Consider the following 19383-nt stretch of genomic DNA (forward strand, 5'->3'; position numbering starts at 1 on the left):
GGCGCAAAAGTAGGGCTTTATTATTCCCGAAGTATTATCGGCATGTTAAGCTATTGTTAAGTAGTAGTAATTTCGGGCTTGCCAGGCGTAATAGAATATTGCCTCAGATTTCAACAGTGGCAGGTTATACCACTTAAAATGCAAAGCCGGGACATGAGGAAAAAAATACTCATGTCCCGGCTTTATCATTATCAGTTCTTGTATGGCATGGATTTTTAGCTGGATAGTAATATCCATGAAACTAAAAAATTAATATGTCACACATCTTCATTTTGTTGATTCAGATTCCTTATGTGATTCTGGCTATATTCTGTGGTATAAGTGTCGTTACTTCTAACTGGAACGAGTACTTTGCTGCCAGGAAAAAAACCACCAAAACCGTGTTTATGGTATTTGAAAACGTTGAAACAGAGACAGAACAGAACACCGAATTGGTTCGTGTAGCTGCCTGATTACAACTGGTCGTCGTCGGCTGGTTTGGCCGTCGGAGGGGTGTATTTCTGAGTTGAATCTATGTGATATCCTTCTCCGGCGGTGTAAACACAATCGCCTGAAACAGATACCGTCGATGGTTTTACAAAAGACCCTCTTTTATACTCTAACGATTTGTCGGCATATACCTTCTGAAAGAACATCCCCCAAGTAGGCAATGAAACCCTCGACCCCTGTCCCAAAGCAATAGACCGGAAGTGAATAGAGGGTTCGTCTCCGCCTGTCCATCCACCGGCTACCAGCGTAGGTGTTATACCCATAAACCAGCCGTCAGAGTAATTAGAGGTGGTACCTGTTTTAGCTGCTACCTCATTGCCATCCAGCAATCCATATCTTGAAAGCCCGCCATAAGCTGTACCGCCAGGCTGAGTAGCCCCACGCATAAGGTGAATCATCTTGTAGGCTGTTTCCTGGCTGATAACCTCCTTGCTGTCTGAATAATACTCTTTTATTACTTCGCCGTTTTTGTCTTCAATACGCGTTACAAATATGGGCTCGGTATATTTGCCTCCGTTTGCAAAGACACTGTAGCCGGCCATCATTTCGTATAAAGACACATTACTGATACCCAGGCATAGCGCAGGCACTTCATCAAGCTTACTTTTTATGCCCAGCTTGTGCGCATACTTAATTACATTTGCAGGTTTGAACTGGTTAATGAGGTAAGCACTTACCGAGTTGACCGACTGCCCCAAGGCCTCTCTTAACGTGAGCGATTGGTAACTGTATTTGCCATCTGAGTTTTTGGGTGTCCAGCTGCCACCGGGCACTGGTATAGTAACTGGTTGGTCAATTACACGTTCGCAGGTAGAAAAGCCGTTGTCAATGGCTGTTACATATACAAATGGCTTGAAGGTAGACCCCGGCTGGCGTTTACCCTGAAACACGTGGTCATACTTAAAGTATTTGTAGTTAATACCTCCTACCCAGGCTTTAATATGGCCATTGCGGGGGTCCATGGCCAGAAAACTTGAATGCAGTAAAAACTTGTAGTATCTGATAGAGTCCATTGACGACATCACGGTGTCTCTTTCTCCGCTCCACGAAAACACTCGCATTTTAGTAGGGCGGTTCATTTCTTTCCAGACCTTATCCATATCGTCGCTATACTGCTCTTTCAGTTCTCTGAAACGCGGAGTGGTTTTAGCAACATTCTGAACAAAGTTTGGTATTTCTTTATAATTACCTTCTGGACCCATTACCCAGGGGTTGCGGCCTTTCCAGTGCTCATAGAATTTCTTCTGCTGCTCTTTCATGTTCTCTTTCAGGGCTTCTTCAGCATAAAACTGCATTCTTGAGTCAATGGTCGTATAAATCTTGAAACCCTTGGTTTCAATGTCTTCCATATCATAGCCCTCGTTGCCCAGTTCAACCTTCAGCCAGTCTTTCAAAAACTTTCTGAAATAAGGCGCAGGGCCTGTATTATGGCTTTCTGGCTGATAATTGAGCGTAATTGGGGTTTGTTTTAGTGTTTCGGCCGTGGCTGGCGATAGCTTGTCATACTTCACCATCTGGTCGAAAACAATATTCCGGCGGTTTTTTGAAGCAAGTGGGTGGAATTTCGGGTTAAATCGGGAAGGGTTCTGAATCATGCCAACCAATACGGCGGCTTCTTCCAGATTCAACTCGCTTGGTTCTTTCTTGAAATAGGTTTTTGAGGCAGACTTAATACCGAAAGCACCACTACTAAACTCAATGGTGTTCAGGTATTTTTCCATTATTTCCTGTTTGGTATAACGGCGTTCGAGTTTAATGGCGGTTATCCATTCTTTGGTTTTTATAATAAGCTGTTTAAAACCGGGTATGCTGTACAAAGGGCCTTTGTAGTAATCAATCTCACGCAGTTTAAACAGGTTTTTAGCCAATTGTTGCGATATTGTACTACCACCGCCTTTTTGCTGGCCTGTAAATAAACCCGTTACCACACGCAAAGTACTGCGGGCATCAATACCCGAATGCACCGTAAAACGGGCATCTTCGGTGGCTACTAGTGCATTAATAATATTAGGAGATAACTCGCTGAACTCTATGGGGCTACGGTTTTCGTGAAAGAATTTGCCAATCACTTTACCGTCAGATGATATAATTTCTGAGGCTACTTCACTTTTAGGATTGTCGATTTCTTCAAGGCTGGGCATTTTGCCAAACAGCCAGAATAAATTGAAGCTGACGGCTATCAGATAAATAATAAAAGCAACGCCTGCCAATCCGGTGAATTTCCAGATGTTGGCTATAATTTTTTTATATCTGCCTTTTTCTAATTCCGGTAATGTGAACTTCATTTTGGTGTGTTATATGAAAGCAAACGTAAACAATTTTATGAACTGATGCAAAAGGTTAAAGCCTTAAAATATAGGTCAGCGGCTAATTTTTCTAAGCATTTACGTGCCTATTATACGAAGGAAAGCCTTAAATTATTGTGTAAAGAACCAACAGTGGATTATTAAATTCCGGAGGGTACATCTGTCGTTTTCTTTGGTTGGATTCGGTTGATTTATTTAACGGGCCTGCCATTTTTTGTGATTGAAATGGCGGGCCTGCTAAGTTTTTGCACTATTATTTAACTTTGCTTTTATCAATTCTGGTTGGGGTATCGGTACCGGCAATTATACTTTGCGAACTTAGAGCAATGGCTCTGATGGTTGCCAATATGTTTTGTATATCAAGCGATTCTACTTCATCATTAACCGAATGGTAAAGTTTGTCTGAGTCAATCTGGTCGGTTGAAATAGTATGCGCCGGTACACCCAGACGAGCCAGTGTGGCATTATCAGAACGATAGAAAAGATTTTGCTGTGGATACGGATCCGGATTGAACGTAAAGGCTGTGCCTTTCAGGTTTTTTTGAAGAATAGCGCCGAAGTCTGAGCGTTCAAAGCCGGTAATAAAGGCAGAGTTGATACCCCATTTAGAGGCTTTACCAATCATTTCAATATTAAACATGGCCACTACTTGGTCGGGATTCAGTTGCTCAGAGAAGTATTTTGACCCAAAACCACCTATTTCTTCAGCAGTAAAAGCTGCAAAAACAATGGTACGCTCGTTGTTTTTCAATTTATTAAAGTAATTGGCCAAGGCAATAACTGCTGTTGTACCCGAGGCATCATCGTCTGCGCCATTAGCAATAGAGTCTCCTTCAACAGATTTTATAATACCCAGGTGGTCATAATGGCCAGAGAAAACAACCATTTCATCAGGTTTGCTTTTGCCCGGTAGTATGCCTACCACATTAGCCATTTTAAAGGCTTCTTTGCGTTGTTTTATTTTTACGGAGTAGCTGTCTGCCGAACTGAAGCCAACCACAAACAGGATATTTCCTGCTATTTTCGGATAAGGTTTTGCCAGCAAACGCGTTCGGCCAAAGAAACGCTTCAGACCTGCCAGTTTGCCTTCATGCGCTGCATCAACCAATACTATTTTGCTGGTTGAATCATTCATAAACTGGTTGGGTGTAAAAGTATCTTCTTTGCCTACAATTACCACCGGTATGTTAGAGGTCCAGTTTACTTCTTCTTTATCTGACATAAAGATATATTTATCTTTCGTAAGCACCTGCCCGTTAATAATTACCTCTGCTTTCTCAAAGCCATCTATTTTTGTAATCGGAAACTCCTGCCTGTAGCCTGATAGCCCGTTTAGTGGTTTCAACCCTGCTTTTTTAAATTCTTCAGCAATAAATGCAGTAGCTTTTTCAATTTGCTGCGGGTGAAGCGAGCTTCTACCCATCATATCATCTGCCGCCAGCGTGCTGATAATTCTCTTTACTTCAGTTTCTTTAATGAGCTTGTTTACTTTCTGTGCTATAGCAGCATGGCCAAAAGCAAAAAGCAGCAGGGTTAGTCTGATAAACTTCATATAGTTTGTTGGTTTTAAGGGTTTATTCTCCGGTTATTTCTTCTATCAGGTATTCGTCTTTTTTGAAGGTCTGTTTTACAAATAATTCGCCAAGAAAACCAGCCAGAAACAACTGAGAGCCTATAATAATAGCTACCAATGCCAGAAAAAACATGGGGTTATCTGTTACGTTACGGTAGCGCAGCCCCTGGCTGATGTTATACAGTTTTTCGGCAATGAGGTACATTGCCATAATAGAGCCCACAACGAACGACAACACACCCATAGTACCAAAAAAGTGCATAGGCCTGCGACCGAATTTATTAACGAAAGCAACGGTCAGAAGGTCGAGAAAACCGAAAATGAAGCGCTCGAGACCAAATTTGGTGCTGCCGTATTTACGGGCCTGATGTTGCACTACCTTTTCACCTATTTTTCTGAAACCGTTCCATTTAGCTATAATAGGTATGTTACGATGCATTTCGCCGTAGATGGTAATGTTTTTTACCACTCTTGCCTGATACGCCTTTAGGCCGCAATTGAAGTCATGCAAATGAACACCAGATACCCAGCGCGACACCGCATTGAAAAGTTTGGTGGGCAATGTTTTTGTGAGGGGGTCGAAGCGTTTTTTCTTCCAGCCCGATACCAGATCATAGCCTTCTTCGGTTATCATCCTGTATAATTCCGGAATTTCATCAGGGCTGTCTTGCAGGTCGGCATCCATGGTTATTACAACATTACCACGCGACTGCACAAAAGCAGTTTGAAGCGCAGCAGTTTTGCCATAGTTTCTTACAAATCTGAATCCTCTTACAAAAGGGTTCCTGGCTGCAAGGCGCTTGATTACCGCCCATGACCCGTCGTTACTGCCATCGTCAACAAAAAGAATTTCGTAGCTATAGTTGTTATCCCGCATTACCCGCACTATCCAGTCGTGTAGCTCCGGAAGTGATTCTGCTTCGTTGTATAATGGAATAACTAATGATATTTGAATATTCGGGTTCATTAAGGGCAAAGTTCTAAAAAATAGTGTAATAATCGCTCAACAGTTTACGGAATTTCTCTGAGTAAGCACCTGTTTCTTTTTCATGAATCACCAGGGTTTCTTCTGCATAAGCGGCTTCGGGTGTTTTGTCGAACGTCATGATGTGCCTGAAAACCTGCTTTTGAGGATTATGTTGAATCAGTAATCTTTTTGACAAATATAAGGCTTTTTTCTGAGCAACTTCTGCTAGTTGCCGGGCTTCAAAAGGAGGTAGCAGCACTATAAACCGGCCATCGGGTTTTAATAATTGTATAACTGCGTCTGTTAATTCTTCCAATGTAAGCGTGGTTGCATGTAACGCTTTGCTGGTTGGCTCGTCCGGCGATTGTAGGGAATTCTGATAAAAAGGTGGGTTGGAAATAATTAAATCGTACCTTGGGCGGTCAGAATCCTGATTTTGTTTACTGAAATTCTGAATAGATTGATGTTGAAGCCAGACTTTATGCGCAAATTTGCTTTCAGTTATATTTCTGTTTGCCTGTTTGTAGGCGGCTTCATCTATTTCAACGGCATCAATTTTCGCCTCGGTTCTTTGGGCAAGCATTAATGATAATAGACCTGTTCCTGCACCTATATCCAGAATCCTTTGTGCATTTTCTTTTTCAGCATAGGCACCCAGTATGCAGGCATCGGTGCATACTTTCATGGCGCACTGATCCTGATGAATGATGAATTGCTTGAACTGAAAATAAGACTTTGGCACCCTATACTGGTTTAAAGGGTGCGAAGATAATGTTTTTTGCGTAATTAAGGCCATCAAAATCAAGAATCAATTGTACTGTATGGCTAACAAATGATCTAAATATGAAATTTGGTATTTTTAACAAAGCCTTCATGGCTTTTCTTTAAAATTCGTACTTTTGCAAAAAAATTGCTAAACATAAACGTTAGACCTAATGTTAAGAACGCATACCTGCGGAGAACTAAGAATCTCAGATGTTAATCAGACAGTAACCTTATGCGGCTGGGTACAAGTTGTTCGTGATAAAGGAGGTATTATATATATTGACCTTCGCGACCGTTACGGAATCACGCAATTGATACTGAACGAAAATAGCAGCGATGCAAACGTAATTGCGCTGGCTCGTACATTAAGCCGTGAATTTGTGATTCAGGCAACGGGCGAGGTAATTGAACGTGTATCTAAAAATGATAAAATAGCAACTGGCGATGTTGAAATAAAGGTTGAAACCCTGGAGATACTTAATCCTGCCAAGTTGCCTCCTTTTATGATTCAGGACGAAACAGATGGGGGGGACGACATCCGTATGAAATACAGGTATCTGGACTTACGCCGCAATGTGGTTCGCCAGAATTTGCAGTTACGTCATAAAATGGCACAGCAAACCCGTAATTATCTGGACGGTCAGGAATTTATTGAGGTTGAAACCCCTGTGTTGATTAAATCTACACCTGAAGGCGCCCGCGACTTTGTGGTGCCAAGCCGTATGAATCCGGGTGAGTTTTATGCCCTTCCGCAATCGCCGCAAACATTCAAGCAATTATTGATGGTTTCTGGTTTTGACCGCTACTACCAGATTGTCAAATGTTTCCGCGATGAAGACCTGCGTGCCGACCGCCAGCCAGAGTTTACACAGATTGACTGCGAAATGTCTTTTGTGAAGCAGGAAGATATTCTGCAGATGTTTGAAGGGCTGATTCGTCACCTTTTCAAAACAGTAAAAAATATAGATATGCCTGAGGTGCCTCGTATGACGTATGCCGATGCGATGCGTTTATATGGCTCTGACAAACCCGATACGCGTTTCGGTATGCAGTTTGTTGAGCTGAATGACGTGGTGAAAGGAAAAGATTTCGTAGTATTCGATTCTGCTGAATTGGTAGTAGGTATCAATGCTTCAGGTTGTGCAGAATACACCCGTAAGCAATTGGATGAAATTACGGAATGGGTAAAACGTCCGCAGGTAGGTGCGAAAGGATTGGCCTATATCAGATATAATGCTGATGGAACATTGAAATCTTCATTTGATAAATTCTTTGATGAGGCCGCTTTAAAGCAGATTGTTGAGAAGTTTGATGCCAAGCCTGGAGACCTGATTCTGATTCTTGCCGGTGATGCTGGTAAAACCCGCAAACAACTGAACGAATTGCGTTTAGAAATGGGTAGCCGTTTAGGTTTGCGCAAACCTGACGAGTTTAAGGCGTTATGGGTGCTTGATTTTCCGCTGCTGGAATACGGAGAAGAAGAAGAACGCTGGTTTGCCATGCACCATCCGTTTACAAGCCCTAAACCTGAAGACATACCATTGTTAGATACTAACGACCTGGGCAATGTAAGAGCCAATGCTTACGACATGGTAATTAATGGTACAGAAGTAGGAGGTGGCTCGGTACGTATTTTCCAGAGACCTTTGCAGCAGAAAATGTTTGGTATACTGGGCTTTAGTGAAGAAGAGGCCAAGAAACAATTTGGCTTCCTGATGGATGCCTTTGAATACGGTGCACCTCCGCATGCCGGTATTGCCTTTGGGTTTGACCGCCTGTGTTCTATCTTCGGTGGTGCCGATTCCATCAGAGATTTCATAGCCTTCCCGAAAAACAATTCAGGCCGCGATATGATGATTGATTCACCATCAACTATCGACCAGAAACAAATGGATGAGTTGAAGATTAAGACAGTTTTGTAATTGAAACTGATTGATATCCAAAAAGAAAGCCTCGTTCTGAACGAGGCTTTCTTGGTTTATGGCTGATTTTATTGTTTTGCATGTTTATTTTTTGCTACAAACTGCAGTATAAGCCTCAAATATCTGGATATAATTCTGAGGCGTTAGTGAGTTAAACTCACCGGTATCAATTCTCTTTTGAATGGCCGGACAATCAGCAAAATAAGCCTTTAGTGATTTTTTAACCCCTATTATTGGTAATTGATAATATTTATCTTCTTTCGGTTTTTTTAATGCTCTTTCGCTTTGCGGAAAAACTTCATCATATACTAAAAGACCAGGATGCGACTTGATTTCTTCTAATAAAGCATAGTGATTATTATCTTGTAAAAAGTCTCCAACAACCCCCACAACATATTTTTTACCATCTTTTGTTTTAATTGAAGAGATATCATCAATCTTTCTTTTTACCGGCTTCTTTTCGCCAGCTACTTCAATGTAAACCGTGCTATTATCAGTTTTTAAAGCACTTATTAAGCCAGATACCAAGCCTCCCTGTTGTTCGTTTTGTCGGTAATCAATAATTGGCGGATTATCATTCATCAATTTTATATTCCCAACAAAACGTTCATTTTTCTTATCTGTTAATTCTCCCTCCAGCAAAACATATTTGAAGGCATCTGAAGTTTTGTTGTATTCAGGCAAAACCGGGGCAGGAGATACAGGGCTGATGTTTTTAGCTTCCTTTGAATCTATTGTATAATCTTTCACTGCTTTGATGTTATCTGCAATAGGCGGGGTAGTTGAAGCAGCAGATAAACTAAAAAGTTTACCGTTATCTTCCTTTACCATTGCAGCATATTTTTCAGCAAGTGGCAGGTTACCAAGTAGCAGATGAGAAAATGCCAGGTTTTTGGCTGCACCCATTCTTACCTCCTGAGTAGCGTCACTATCCTTTGTCTGATATTTTAGAAGTGATTCCCAGTATTTTTGAGCTTCCCCAAACAAGTTTGGCCATTGGTCGCGGCTCACGCCTGAAATATTTGCAAATACCTGAGCTGAAAGGTTAAAATCCTCAAGGTTGCTGTTTTTGGGTAATTTAGTTAGCTCGGCATATCGGCCGACTAAAACCGGGCCGTATAAAAAGTACTGGTTGAAATCGTTAACCAGCTGCTTAAAAGAATTGATTATTATAACATTTATTACCTGAGCGGGCTGTATTTGATTATCTACGAGATAGGTATTTACTTTTGGCGCAATATATCTTTGATAAATTATTTTCCCTTCCTTATCTTTTATCTCCATGTTGGCTTCTATTCCCATTACGTATGCCGGAGAGCGAGAAATTGTTTTTTGCTCAAGGAATGCAAATTTTGTGACATTGTATGCAATTTTAAAATCGCCATCAGGGTCATTTTTTAAACCATAAATCTGCAAATCGTCTGCCCATGATGGGGTATAAGTACCGCCTGCTTTTCTAACGGTCGATTCAAACATGGCAGGTACATTGAGTTTCAGGGTATAACTTTTGTAATTAGTGTAATTCTGGTCAAAAGGAGTAATAGGGCCTCTTAAAGCGATAGCTTTTTCATTTCTTTTTTGAGCGTATCCCACAAATCCCACAAGAAGGAATAAAATAATATTCAGGTGTTTTTTCATTAAGATAGTGATTAGTATTAAAATTTAATTTTATTTCAATTCAGGATTATGTCGGGTATTTGTTTTGGCTATTTTCATTGACTCAGCCAATTCGTTAGCCATTTGTACTAATGACTCTCCGTCTTTTTCATCATATTCGTTCTTGATTAGTCCCTCTGCTTCTTCTCTTGCTTTTTCAGGTTTATCCAGATAATAGTAGATTTTTGATAGATTGTAATAGGCAGAATACCTCATTTTTTTATTTCGTTTATCATCTCCTTTATATTTGGTTTTCAAAGACTGTAGATAGTCAATAAGAGGAGAAAGATTACTCTCCAACTCTGTAATAGGCTGGTCGACTTTCATGGTTTTAAATAATTCTTTCACAGCCTGAATTGCCTCTTGCTGGGTTTGGTATTCAGGATGATCTTTTGAATTCAGAATCCACAGATAATCATTCTTCTGAATAGGGCTGAATCCATAATAGAAATTCAGATTATTATTAACTGCCGCAAGCGAGCCGTTAACAAAATTCTTTAATTGATCTGAATAAATGGCATCTTTCTTGTTTTGGAAAGCAGAGTTTACAGTTGATGAACTGGTGCTGCTCTCTGTAGCATAAGTATAAACATTATTATGTCTGACATTAAAACCATTAGTTACCTCAGGCTCTTTATTAACTGTTACACTAGCCAAAAATCTGTTGTTACTTTTAGCTTCTTCTTTTTTCTTTTGCTCCAATAGTTCCTTTTCGCTTGGCTGTTTTGGAGTAAAAGGACCTTTTATATAAGAAGAGCCTCTTGCTTCATAGGTTGCCAAAATCCAATAGGAAGTTGTTCTTGAGGTTACTTTACCCTCCTTGTCTTTTTGTTCGGTTGTTTCTGATTTTAAACTCGCGTCCTTAAAAATGAAACTTTCAAGATTCATATCAATACCAACGGTCGGGCTTGATTCCACTTTCTTCCAACCGTATATTTTTATTCCATCATAGAGGGCAGCATCGTCCATATAAGACCGTACTGAACTACCTACAGTTACTTTAGCTCCATAAGTGCGTTTTTCCAGAGGAACAAACTCTTTTGGTAGCTGCTGATAACTAACATTGAAACTATAGCGGTCTAAGTCGACCTTCTGCGCAAATGATGCTAAAGATGAAGAGAAAAGGGTAATACAAAAACCAAGAATAAATTGTGGCTTCATAAATTAGTAAGTGTTTAAAGTGGTTAAAAATGGTTTTACCTGCAATACGCAGTTTAAATTAGTTTAGTAAGCATGATTTCAGGTCTGCATACTATTGAAAGCATGAAAGGCCAGTTCTCAACTGCTAAGTATATATTAATTGAGAAGCCTATACGTAATAAAATTACTATATAATATTGGCTTGCTTAATAATGAATGCTTCTAGAATATTGGTGAAATGTATCAGACGAATATGTACTGATAGAGACAAGAGAGGTTAAGCTTTTATAGTACAGTAAAAAAGGAAAACTAAATAATAGGTTTCGATAGTAATCCCTAAATGTGAAAGGCAAAATGATATATTTTTTGTCTGAAGATTAATGACTTAATAAGCTTCACATTGATAGAATCAGAGACAAAAGAATATAAAAAAATAGGCATCAATCAGCAGTTTAGGCTTTTTTAGTTTTAGCAAAAAGATTAGCATTGACCTGTCTAGGTGCGAAATAAGCAAAAAAAAACAATAATTGTAAATTATAAATTTTATTTATTTACGTTTATTGATTAATCTGCATATAATATAACTAAATAACAAAAAAGTGCTTTACCAGACCAGTAAAGCACTTTTTTGTTATATCATTTCTTCGCATTAGCAGTACTATCCGCTTTTCTTTTGGCTTCTTCTTTTGCCTGGTTTCTGAAATATCTTCTGAACAGGAAGTTATGCTTCAATGCTTCCAGATTCTGGTCTAACTTGGCACTGCTGCTTTCCAGATTACTGATGGTTTCTCTGATGTTATTGGCAGCTTTTTCGTCGTGCAACAATACACCAACCGGGCTTTTAGGATTATTAAGCAGTGTATTGCTGGTTTGTTCCAGATTATTCACCATTTGCTTGGCAGATACCGTAGTTTCCTTCAAGGTTTGTGAGGTGCTTTCAAGCGAGGCTACAGTTTTCTTGATGTTCGGATACATTTCTTTGTCTGTGGCAATAGCGTTAATAAAATTGCCATCAGCATTTAATTTGTCGGTTAGCTTGGCTAAACCGTTAGCACCTCGTTTCAGGTCTCTGGTAGCAGATTCAACAGTGGCCATGCTTTTGTTCAGGTTGGCATATAGAGCCTCATCTTTCATTAGCTTACCTATTGAACCCTGCCCGGCACGTATATCTGCAATAATGCTTTTCAGGTCATCAGTAATTGACAGAATATTTTTGTTGTTTGCCTGCAAAGTAGTGAGCATTTCCTGTTGAGTAACGTCTGGTTCTACTTTAAATTTAAAGCCGTCTTCTATCATTCTGGCTTGTGGAGACCCACCCGAAATCAGAATAATCGGGTTACCTATCAGCCCGTCTGAACTAACTCTGACGGTTGCATCCTGTTTTATAAAGGGCTGTGAAGTATCTTCTATACTAAACAAAACCTTTACTTTAGAGTCAGGCGTGAAAAGTATCTCTCTTACGGTTCCTACCTTTACACCTGCAAACCAAACATTATTACCTTTTGTAAGGCCATTAACACTCTCAAAAGTGGCCTCGGCATCAATTCTGGTAATAAAAGATTTTCTCATGGTGCCAAGTGTAAGAATACCTGCAGCCAGAATAATAATTCCTATTAAAATAAATAAACCAACTTTGGCAGCTATTTTTTGTGACGATTGCGGGTTTGCCATACACTATCTCTTTTTATTTTCTATAAAATTATAATCGTGAAAATTCTTAATCCGGGGGTCCGGATGTTTAAAAACTTCATCGAATGTCCCCTGGAACTTAAAGTTACCATCAAATAAAACGGCCAGTCTGTCGCCTGTGTCTTTGGCACAGGTAAGGTCGTGGGTAATGATGATAGAACTGGTATTATAACTCTCTTTTACTTCATTAATTAACTGATTGATTTCAATACAGGTAATAGGGTCTAAACCGGCTGTGGGCTCATCGTACAGCATAATTTTTGGATTCATGATAAGCGTACGGGCAATACCTATGCGCTTTTTTTGTCCGCCCGATAACTCAGAAGGCATCTGATGAATAGCTTGCAGCAGACCAACCGAATCTAGAACCTTATGAACGGCCTTGTCAATTTCGGCCCGCGTCATATTTCTGACGTTTCTTACCAGCGGAAACTCCAGGTTCTCTTGTACCGTCATACTATCATACAAGGCGCTGTTCTGAAACGAAAAACCTATTTTTAGTCGTAACTCATTCAATTCTTTTTTTGTCAGGTGGGTTACCTCCCTGCCAAGTACTTTAACACTTCCTTTGTCAGCAGTTAAAAGCCCGGCAATGATTTTTATGAGCACCGATTTTCCACTGCCCGACTTGCCCAGCACCACCATGTTTTCGCCCTCATCCACATCAAGGCTGGCGTCTTCCAGCACCTCCCTGTCGCCAAATGCCTTATATAAATGTGCTATTTCAATTACTTTGTTCATATATCACTTATGGAGTGAATGGGTAAATGAGTGATTCTCAATTGTGCGAATAATTGGCATCAGCTACTGAAACCGGTGTTTAATGGCTAATTCGATCAATCACAAAATAAATTACCTAAACCAGTTAGTTACCTGTACAATAAATACCTCTTCAATAAATATCAGGAACATAGACGTAACAACCGAAGCATTGGCTGCTTTGCCTACGCCCAGTGTACCATTACTGGCGTTGTAGCCTTTATAACACCCAACTATGCCTATTGTAAACCCGTAGGATACTGCTTTAATAATGGCTGTCCATAAATCAAGGAAAATAATGCTGTTAAATGCTTGTTCAAAAAACGCGGGAAGACTGGTTTCTTCGTTGGTAGCTACATTCAAAAATACGCCTGTCATAGCCATTATGGCACAATAGAATGATAAAATCGGGATCGTAACAGTGGTGGCCAGCACACGGGTAACCACTAGGAATTTAATAGGATTAACCGCTGAAACCTCCATGGCATCTACCTGCTCGGTTACTTTCATAGAACCCAATTCGGCACCAATACTTGAGCCCACCTTACCTGCACAAATAAGCGATGTTACCAAAGGTGCAAGCGCTCTTATGATGGCGATAGTTACCAGCGATGGCAGCCACGACGTAGCCCCGAAACTTTCAAGAGACGGCCTTGATTGTTTGGTAAATACAAAGCCTGTTACAAAGCCCGTAAGCGAGATTAGTAAAAGTGAACTATTACCGATACGGTAGCATTGATTGATGAATTCTTTGAACTCGAAATTTCCACTTAGCGCTTCTTTAAAGAACAGAATTATAAAATCGGCTCCATCTTTAAATCCAATAAGCCAATTATCGATTTTTTCGGAGATTAAGTTTTGTCTAGATCGTAAACCCATATTTTATTGCGTTTGCGGAAATTTTGGCGCCTCAAAGTTATTAAAGTATATTGTTAAATTAATAAACCAATCCAGTTTTTACGGAATTTATATACGTATGTGGAAAAAAATGCTCAGTTTGAGTAATATAGTAATTCAAATCTATAGATTTAATAGGTAAAATTTTAAGCATTTGCGTAAAATTTCTTTCAGTTCTGCAAGTATTTTTATTATTTTTGATTAAAATATTGACTATCAATTAAATAAACTACGATGGCAAATTACAACCTTAACATTAACGGGCGACAGTTTAATTTAGACGTTGCCCCCGACACTCCTTTGCTATGGGTTCTGCGAGACCACCTGGGTTTGCTCGGTACAAAGTATGGCTGCGGAATGGCTATGTGTGGCGCTTGCACTGTTCACATAAACGGAGAGGCAACCCGTGCCTGTATTTTGCCGGTTTCGTCTGTGAGCGCTTCAAAAATCACTACCATTGAAGGCTTATCAGAAAAGGGCGACCACCCCGTGCAAGCGGCCTGGAATGAAATAGACGTACCCCAATGTGGCTACTGCCAGGCCGGGCAGATGATGACCGCCGCTGCATTTTTGAAAAGCAATCCTAAACCTACTTTAGAAGAGATTGAAACTGCTATGTCAAACAATATATGCCGTTGTGGTACTTACCACCGTATCAGAGAAGCTGTTCAACTTGCCTCAACCAAAATGAAATAACATGGATAACACAATGAATAATAGTCGTAGAGATTTCCTGAAATCAGCTGCTATGGCCGGTGGTGGTTTCATGTTAAGTTTCAGTTGGTTTGGTAAGGAGGTTTTTGCCTCTGAAACCGCAACAACCGCTGTTGCTGCCGATTTTGCCCCTAATGCTTTTCTTTCTATACACCCTGACGGAATCGTAACCATCTTGTCTCCCAACCCTGAAATAGGGCAGGGCATAAAAACGGCATTCCCAATTATTGTAGCAGAAGAATTAGATGTTGACTGGGCCAAAGTAAAGGTTTTACAAGCGCCGCTGGACACCAAAAAATTTGAGCGCCAGGTAGCAGGTGGCAGTGGGTCTATCCCACATTCATGGCAGAGACTCCGGAAAGCCGGAGCAACCGCCCGCCAGATGCTGGTTGAAGCAGGAGCCAAACGCTGGAACGTACCAGCCGCTGAGTGCAAAACCGAAAAAGGTTATGTAATACATACGTCTTCAAATAAAAGATTAGGCTATGGCGAACTGGCCACCGAGGCAGCACAGATTGCACCACCTGCTGATGTAAAACTGAAAGACATTAAAGATTTTAACCTGATAGGCTCTACTATAAAAGGTGTTGATAATCAGGATATTTTAACAGGAAAGCCACTTTTTGGCATTGATTTTTACCGCGAAGGCATGCTGTTTTCCATGATTCAGCGGCCACCTGCTTTTGGTTTGAAATTAAAGTCTTTTGATGCCTCTGCCGCCAAAGCCATGCCCGGCATTGTAGATGTGGTTTCGTTCAAAAATAAGGTAGCAGTTGTAGGTAAGTCTACCTGGGAAGTAAAAAAAGCCAGAGAAGCCCTGAAAATAGAATGGGAGAAAGAGGGCAACCTTGAAAGCACCGAAGACCATAACCGAATTTTCAAGGAGCTTCTTGATTCGCCCAAGGCAGATGTAAGACGTAAAGAAGGGAATGTAGAAGAGGCTTTTAAAAGTGCCGCTAAAATTGTGGAATCTGAGTACCAATGTCCGTTCCTGCCACATAATCCAATGGAGCCTATGAACTTCTTTGCGCATGTAAAACCGGACGGCGTAGAGTTAGTAGGCCCTACGCAAACCCCACAGGCAGCACAGACACAAACTGCCAAATTATTGAATATCGCCCCTGAAAAGGTAACAGTAGAGCTTACCCGAATGGGAGGAGGCTTTGGCCGCCGTTTGGGTACCGACTACGTGCTGGAAGCCGTTGAGGTGTCTAATCTGGTAAAAGCTCCGGTAAAGGTAATCTGGACGCGCGAAGACGACATGACAGGCGGAAGCTACCGCCCTGCTGTTCGTTACCGTTTCCGTGCCGCCCTCGATAAGCAAGGTAATATGATAGCTTATTCGCTTCGTGGCGTAGGTATCAATGCCGGTAACAGCACCCGTGAAAACAACTTTCCGTCTGGCGCTGTGCCGAATCTGTTGATAGATTCAATAGACCATAAATCGCCGATTACAACCGGCCCCTGGAGAGCGCCAATTACTAACTTTCTGGCGTTTGCCGAGCAGTCATTTATAGATGAAGTAGCCATTGCTGCGGGCAAAGATGCAGTGCAGTTCAGACTAGACCTCCTTGAAAAAGCCAGAACTTCGCCAGCCGGGCCTGTTCGTTATGATATTGACCGTATGAAGACCGTTATTGAAATGGCAGCAGAAAAATCAGGCTGGTTTAAAAAACGGAAAGGAATAAGCCTGGGCTTTAGTGTTTACTTCTCTCATGCGTCTTATGTAGCACAGGTAGCAGAGGTAGTGGTAAAGAAAGGCAAACCGGTTTTACAAAAAATTTATGCAGCGGTTGACTGCGGCGTTGTTGTAAATCAAAGCGGTGCCAGAAACCAGGTAATTGGGGGCATTGTAGACGGTATGGGGCATGCCATGTATGGTAACCTTACTTTTAAAGAAGGGACACCTGCACAAAGCAACTTCAATACGTTCCGCCTGATAAAAATGAACGAGATACCTGCGGTTGAGGTGCATTTTGTTAATAACGGTATAGACCCGACCGGGTTGGGTGAACCTGCATTACCGCCAACAGGTGGCTCAATTGCCAACGCAATTTATAAAGCCACAGGCAAACGCCTGAAAAGCCAGCCGTTTTTAGAGCAGGAAGAAAGCCTACTGGGAAATATTTCTTAATAAGCTATCTGATAATTGTCTGCTGAGCCATTCCGGGAGGGATGGCTCATTTTATTTTTACCTTATTTCTTGAATTTTCTGTTCTATTATTTACATTTGCTCAAAAAAACTTCTCACTTGTTTAAAGACCTGAAATACCACCTGGCACGGCTCGCTTATCTTAGAAGCGCCTGCTCATTTGTTCCTGACACGAACAAGGGTCTTTATTTCTTTTCTCTCTGAACATCAGTTTCTAATCATTGTTTCCATGTTGGTTTAAATACTCATGTCCTTACCATGCGTGGGGTGGTCTGGTTATTTATACGTACATGAAAATGAATGTATGGTTGTTCCCTTAATAAATTTCATCATCACTTTATTTAGCACCTGTCATGAAAAACGTTCTTGTAATAGGTATGGGAAAGGTGGGGTCTTTAGTTGGAGTGTTACTCGCTAAACGCTTTACCGTTATGGGTATGGACAAACGATACCCCGATTTTGAGTTGCCCTTTGAAGTTATTCTTGGGGACGTAACCGACGTTAATTTTTTAGAAAAAACAATTCCGAGTTTTGAGGCAGTAGTCTCTGCCATGCCTTATAACCTTAATTTGCCTATAGCCGAAACCGCACATAAGTTTGGGGTACATTATTTTGATTTAACTGAAGATGTACCCACCACGGCAGCTATCAGAGAAATGGCTAAGACCGCCAAAGCTGTAATGGCTCCGCAATGTGGTCTGGCGCCAGGTTTAATTGGCATAATAGGTGCAGATTTAGCCAGCAGGTTTACCAGATTACGTGATATTGAACTGCGTGTGGGCGCATTACCGCGCTATCCTAATGGCTTGTTGGGTTACTCGTTTACTTGGTCGCCAGCCGGTGTAATAAATGAGTATATTAATGATGCAGAGGTGATTCATAACGGCACACGCAAAATGGTGCCATCGTTGGATGGTGTGGAACATATTCAGATTGAGGGCCAGGAGTTTGAGGCCTTCAGCACATCCGGAGGTTTGGGTACGATGTGCGAAACCTACGCAGGAATGGTAGATACCCTCAACTACAAAACTATCAGGTATCCGGGCCATGCGCGTCTCATGAAGTTTCTATTGTATGAACTCATTCTGAAAGATAAACGTGCATTGGTAGAGCAGATTCTGACAGAAGCTAAACCTGCCGTGCAGGAAGACGTGGTGTATGTTTATGCCGTGGTAGAAGGCTGGAAAGGAGAAGAACTGGCCCGGGAAGAGTTTTATGAGGCGTATCTGCCGATTGAGATTGACGGAAAGCATTGGAGGGCAATATCCTGGACAACGGCCGCATCTGTAGCGGCAGTGGTAGAGATGGTTGCCGACGGCAAGTTGCCTCAGGAGGGCTTTATTAAACAGGAAGATATCCGATTGGGTGAGTATCTGACAACCACTAACGGTCAATTTTTTAAAAAGGAGAATAACTAATGGAAAATAGAACAGCAACTTTAACGTATGTGTTGGAAGGCCTGATGCGACGTTATCGCGAACGGGTACCTGATGTAGAGAAGGTTACCAATGGTATGATTGCCACGGGCATAATTGCCGATGCCAATGAAATAGAAAACGACCATATTGCTTTCAGAACTATGGGAGTGCCACAATTGGGGATAAAATCTTTTGAGAAAATATTTATTCATTTGGGCTACCAGAAACGCGATTATTTCTATTTCGAAGGTAAAAAGCTGGATGCCTACTGGTTTTCTCCGCCAAGGCCGGAGTATCCCAGAATATTTGTAAGTGAGCTAAGGGTAAATGATTTACCTGAAGATATTCAGGATATTATCAGAAGCTATACTGATGAGGTAAAAGCAGACCCGGTTGATAGCCTGAACCTGAACGATGGCGCCGCCATAGATGCTTTTTTGCATCAGCCCTTATGGCGCATACCAACCTGGCAAGATTATTCAACACTGCTGAAAGCCAGTGAATATGCGGCATGGGTAATCTATAATCGTTATTACCTGAATCATTACACCATTAGTGTGCACAACCTGAAAGCAGGCTACAACACTATTCAGGAGTTTAATGCTTTTCTTGAAAAAACCGGTGTGAAGCTGAATGATGCGGGCGGTAAAATAAAAATTAGTCCGGATGGAGGTTTATTGCAAAGCTCAACCGTAGCCGAAATCATTGATGCAACTTTTGAGGGCGGTGAGGTGCATCCTATTTCTGGCAGTTATGTAGAGTTTGCCGAGCGTAAAGTATTGCCGGAGTATCAGCATTTAGAACCCGCATCTATTACGCGTGAACACAGAAGAGAAGGTTTTGAAACCGGTAATGCCGATAAAATTTTTGAAAGTACGTTTACCAGCCAGACTGTGAAACGAAATAGCTAAGCCGGAAAGCCGAATGAGTGAAATG

General features: G+C 41.2%; 15 protein-coding genes. 6 read left to right on the forward strand and 9 right to left on the reverse strand.

The genetic code is table 11. From position 1 onward, the window contains the following. Nucleotides 1-254: 254 nt before the first annotated feature. The gene (locus tag C0V77_RS17505) at nucleotides 255-452 is read left to right on the forward strand and encodes a hypothetical protein (RefSeq protein WP_101727648.1); all 198 of its coding nucleotides are present in this window, start codon (nucleotides 255-257) and stop codon (nucleotides 450-452) included. Here C0V77_RS17505 and C0V77_RS17510 read toward each other — a convergent pair whose 3' ends face one another. From C0V77_RS17510 to C0V77_RS17525, 4 genes are all read right to left on the reverse strand, one after another. Then, nucleotides 453-2774 carry a penicillin-binding protein 1A gene (locus C0V77_RS17510; RefSeq protein WP_101727649.1) on the reverse strand — a complete coding sequence of 774 codons (2322 nt, stop codon included), beginning with the start codon at nucleotides 2772-2774 and terminating at the stop codon, nucleotides 453-455. It lies immediately after the preceding gene. Between the two features lie 274 nt (nucleotides 2775-3048). Next, on the reverse strand, nucleotides 3049-4347 hold the full coding sequence (locus C0V77_RS17515) for a M20/M25/M40 family metallo-hydrolase (protein WP_101727650.1): 1299 nt from the start codon (nucleotides 4345-4347) through the stop codon (nucleotides 3049-3051). Nucleotides 4348-4369: 22 nt separating this feature from the next. Next, nucleotides 4370-5335 carry a glycosyltransferase family 2 protein gene (locus tag C0V77_RS17520; protein WP_101727651.1) on the reverse strand — a complete coding sequence of 322 codons (966 nt, stop codon included), beginning with the start codon at nucleotides 5333-5335 and terminating at the stop codon, nucleotides 4370-4372. A gap of 13 nt (nucleotides 5336-5348) precedes the next feature. Next, nucleotides 5349-6077: a tRNA1(Val) (adenine(37)-N6)-methyltransferase gene (locus tag C0V77_RS17525; protein WP_101727742.1), complete on the reverse strand. Its 729-nt coding sequence runs from the start codon at nucleotides 6075-6077 to the stop codon at nucleotides 5349-5351. Between the two features lie 193 nt (nucleotides 6078-6270). On the opposite strand from C0V77_RS17525, the gene aspS reads away from it, so the two are divergent. Continuing rightward, on the forward strand, nucleotides 6271-8022 hold the full coding sequence (gene aspS, locus C0V77_RS17530) for an aspartate--tRNA ligase (protein ID WP_101727652.1): 1752 nt from the start codon (nucleotides 6271-6273) through the stop codon (nucleotides 8020-8022). 84 nt (nucleotides 8023-8106) lie between these two features. Here the strand turns inward: aspS and C0V77_RS17535 are convergent, their stop codons facing one another. The 5 genes from C0V77_RS17535 to C0V77_RS17555 form a co-directional block, all read right to left on the reverse strand. Then, on the reverse strand, nucleotides 8107-9660 hold the full coding sequence (locus C0V77_RS17535; protein ID WP_101727653.1) for a hypothetical protein: 1554 nt from the start codon (nucleotides 9658-9660) through the stop codon (nucleotides 8107-8109). A 30-nt stretch (nucleotides 9661-9690) separates the two neighbouring features. Continuing rightward, nucleotides 9691-10839, reverse strand: coding sequence for a hypothetical protein (locus C0V77_RS17540; RefSeq protein ID WP_101727654.1), 1149 nt, complete (start codon nucleotides 10837-10839; stop codon nucleotides 9691-9693). A gap of 615 nt (nucleotides 10840-11454) precedes the next feature. Next, nucleotides 11455-12489 carry an MlaD family protein gene (locus C0V77_RS17545; RefSeq protein ID WP_101727655.1) on the reverse strand — a complete coding sequence of 345 codons (1035 nt, stop codon included), beginning with the start codon at nucleotides 12487-12489 and terminating at the stop codon, nucleotides 11455-11457. A gap of 3 nt (nucleotides 12490-12492) precedes the next feature. Continuing rightward, nucleotides 12493-13248, reverse strand: coding sequence for an ABC transporter ATP-binding protein (locus C0V77_RS17550; protein WP_101727656.1), 756 nt, complete (start codon nucleotides 13246-13248; stop codon nucleotides 12493-12495). 111 nt (nucleotides 13249-13359) lie between these two features. Then, nucleotides 13360-14145 (reverse strand): ABC transporter permease, encoded by a 786-nt coding sequence (locus tag C0V77_RS17555; protein ID WP_101727657.1) that lies wholly within the window; start codon nucleotides 14143-14145, stop codon nucleotides 13360-13362. 252 nt (nucleotides 14146-14397) lie between these two features. Between C0V77_RS17555 and C0V77_RS17560 the strand changes: the two genes are divergently transcribed. The 4 genes from C0V77_RS17560 to C0V77_RS17575 all read left to right on the forward strand — a co-directional run bounded on the left by C0V77_RS17560 (nucleotide 14398) and on the right by C0V77_RS17575 (nucleotide 19358). Next, a complete protein-coding gene (locus C0V77_RS17560; RefSeq protein ID WP_101727658.1) occupies nucleotides 14398-14859 on the forward strand; it encodes a (2Fe-2S)-binding protein in 462 nt (153 codons plus the stop codon). 13 nt (nucleotides 14860-14872) lie between these two features. Further along, nucleotides 14873-17011 (forward strand): xanthine dehydrogenase family protein molybdopterin-binding subunit, encoded by a 2139-nt coding sequence (locus C0V77_RS17565; RefSeq protein ID WP_101727743.1) that lies wholly within the window; start codon nucleotides 14873-14875, stop codon nucleotides 17009-17011. 371 nt (nucleotides 17012-17382) lie between these two features. Then, nucleotides 17383-18447 carry a saccharopine dehydrogenase C-terminal domain-containing protein gene (locus tag C0V77_RS17570; protein ID WP_101727659.1) on the forward strand — a complete coding sequence of 355 codons (1065 nt, stop codon included), beginning with the start codon at nucleotides 17383-17385 and terminating at the stop codon, nucleotides 18445-18447. After that, nucleotides 18447-19358, forward strand: coding sequence for a DUF1338 domain-containing protein (locus C0V77_RS17575; RefSeq protein WP_101727660.1), 912 nt, complete (start codon nucleotides 18447-18449; stop codon nucleotides 19356-19358). The genes C0V77_RS17570 and C0V77_RS17575 overlap by 1 nt, the downstream gene beginning before the upstream one ends. Nucleotides 19359-19383 lie beyond the last annotated feature (25 nt).

Origin of the sequence: Emticicia sp. TH156 (assembly GCF_002855535.1) — a bacterium.
GTDB classification, from domain to species: domain Bacteria; phylum Bacteroidota; class Bacteroidia; order Cytophagales; family Spirosomataceae; genus Emticicia; species Emticicia fluvialis.

What these genes read in the sequence shown, in the direction of transcription:
- C0V77_RS17520 (WP_101727651.1), bottom strand. Translation starts at nt 5,335, where the DNA reads ATGAACCCGAATATTCAAATATCATTAGTTATTCCATTATACAACGAA.
- C0V77_RS17560 (WP_101727658.1), top strand. Translation starts at nt 14,398, where the DNA reads ATGGCAAATTACAACCTTAACATTAACGGGCGACAGTTTAATTTAGAC.
- C0V77_RS17515 (WP_101727650.1), bottom strand. Translation starts at nt 4,347, where the DNA reads ATGAAGTTTATCAGACTAACCCTGCTGCTTTTTGCTTTTGGCCATGCT.
- C0V77_RS17535 (WP_101727653.1), bottom strand. Translation starts at nt 9,660, where the DNA reads ATGAAAAAACACCTGAATATTATTTTATTCCTTCTTGTGGGATTTGTG.
- C0V77_RS17550 (WP_101727656.1), bottom strand. Translation starts at nt 13,248, where the DNA reads ATGAACAAAGTAATTGAAATAGCACATTTATATAAGGCATTTGGCGAC.
- C0V77_RS17565 (WP_101727743.1), top strand. Translation starts at nt 14,873, where the DNA reads ATGAATAATAGTCGTAGAGATTTCCTGAAATCAGCTGCTATGGCCGGT.
- C0V77_RS17575 (WP_101727660.1), top strand. Translation starts at nt 18,447, where the DNA reads ATGGAAAATAGAACAGCAACTTTAACGTATGTGTTGGAAGGCCTGATG.
- C0V77_RS17505 (WP_101727648.1), top strand. Translation starts at nt 255, where the DNA reads ATGTCACACATCTTCATTTTGTTGATTCAGATTCCTTATGTGATTCTG.
- C0V77_RS17555 (WP_101727657.1), bottom strand. Translation starts at nt 14,145, where the DNA reads ATGGGTTTACGATCTAGACAAAACTTAATCTCCGAAAAAATCGATAAT.
- aspS (WP_101727652.1), top strand. Translation starts at nt 6,271, where the DNA reads ATGTTAAGAACGCATACCTGCGGAGAACTAAGAATCTCAGATGTTAAT.
- C0V77_RS17545 (WP_101727655.1), bottom strand. Translation starts at nt 12,489, where the DNA reads ATGGCAAACCCGCAATCGTCACAAAAAATAGCTGCCAAAGTTGGTTTA.
- C0V77_RS17510 (WP_101727649.1), bottom strand. Translation starts at nt 2,774, where the DNA reads ATGAAGTTCACATTACCGGAATTAGAAAAAGGCAGATATAAAAAAATT.
- C0V77_RS17540 (WP_101727654.1), bottom strand. Translation starts at nt 10,839, where the DNA reads ATGAAGCCACAATTTATTCTTGGTTTTTGTATTACCCTTTTCTCTTCA.
- C0V77_RS17570 (WP_101727659.1), top strand. Translation starts at nt 17,383, where the DNA reads ATGAAAAACGTTCTTGTAATAGGTATGGGAAAGGTGGGGTCTTTAGTT.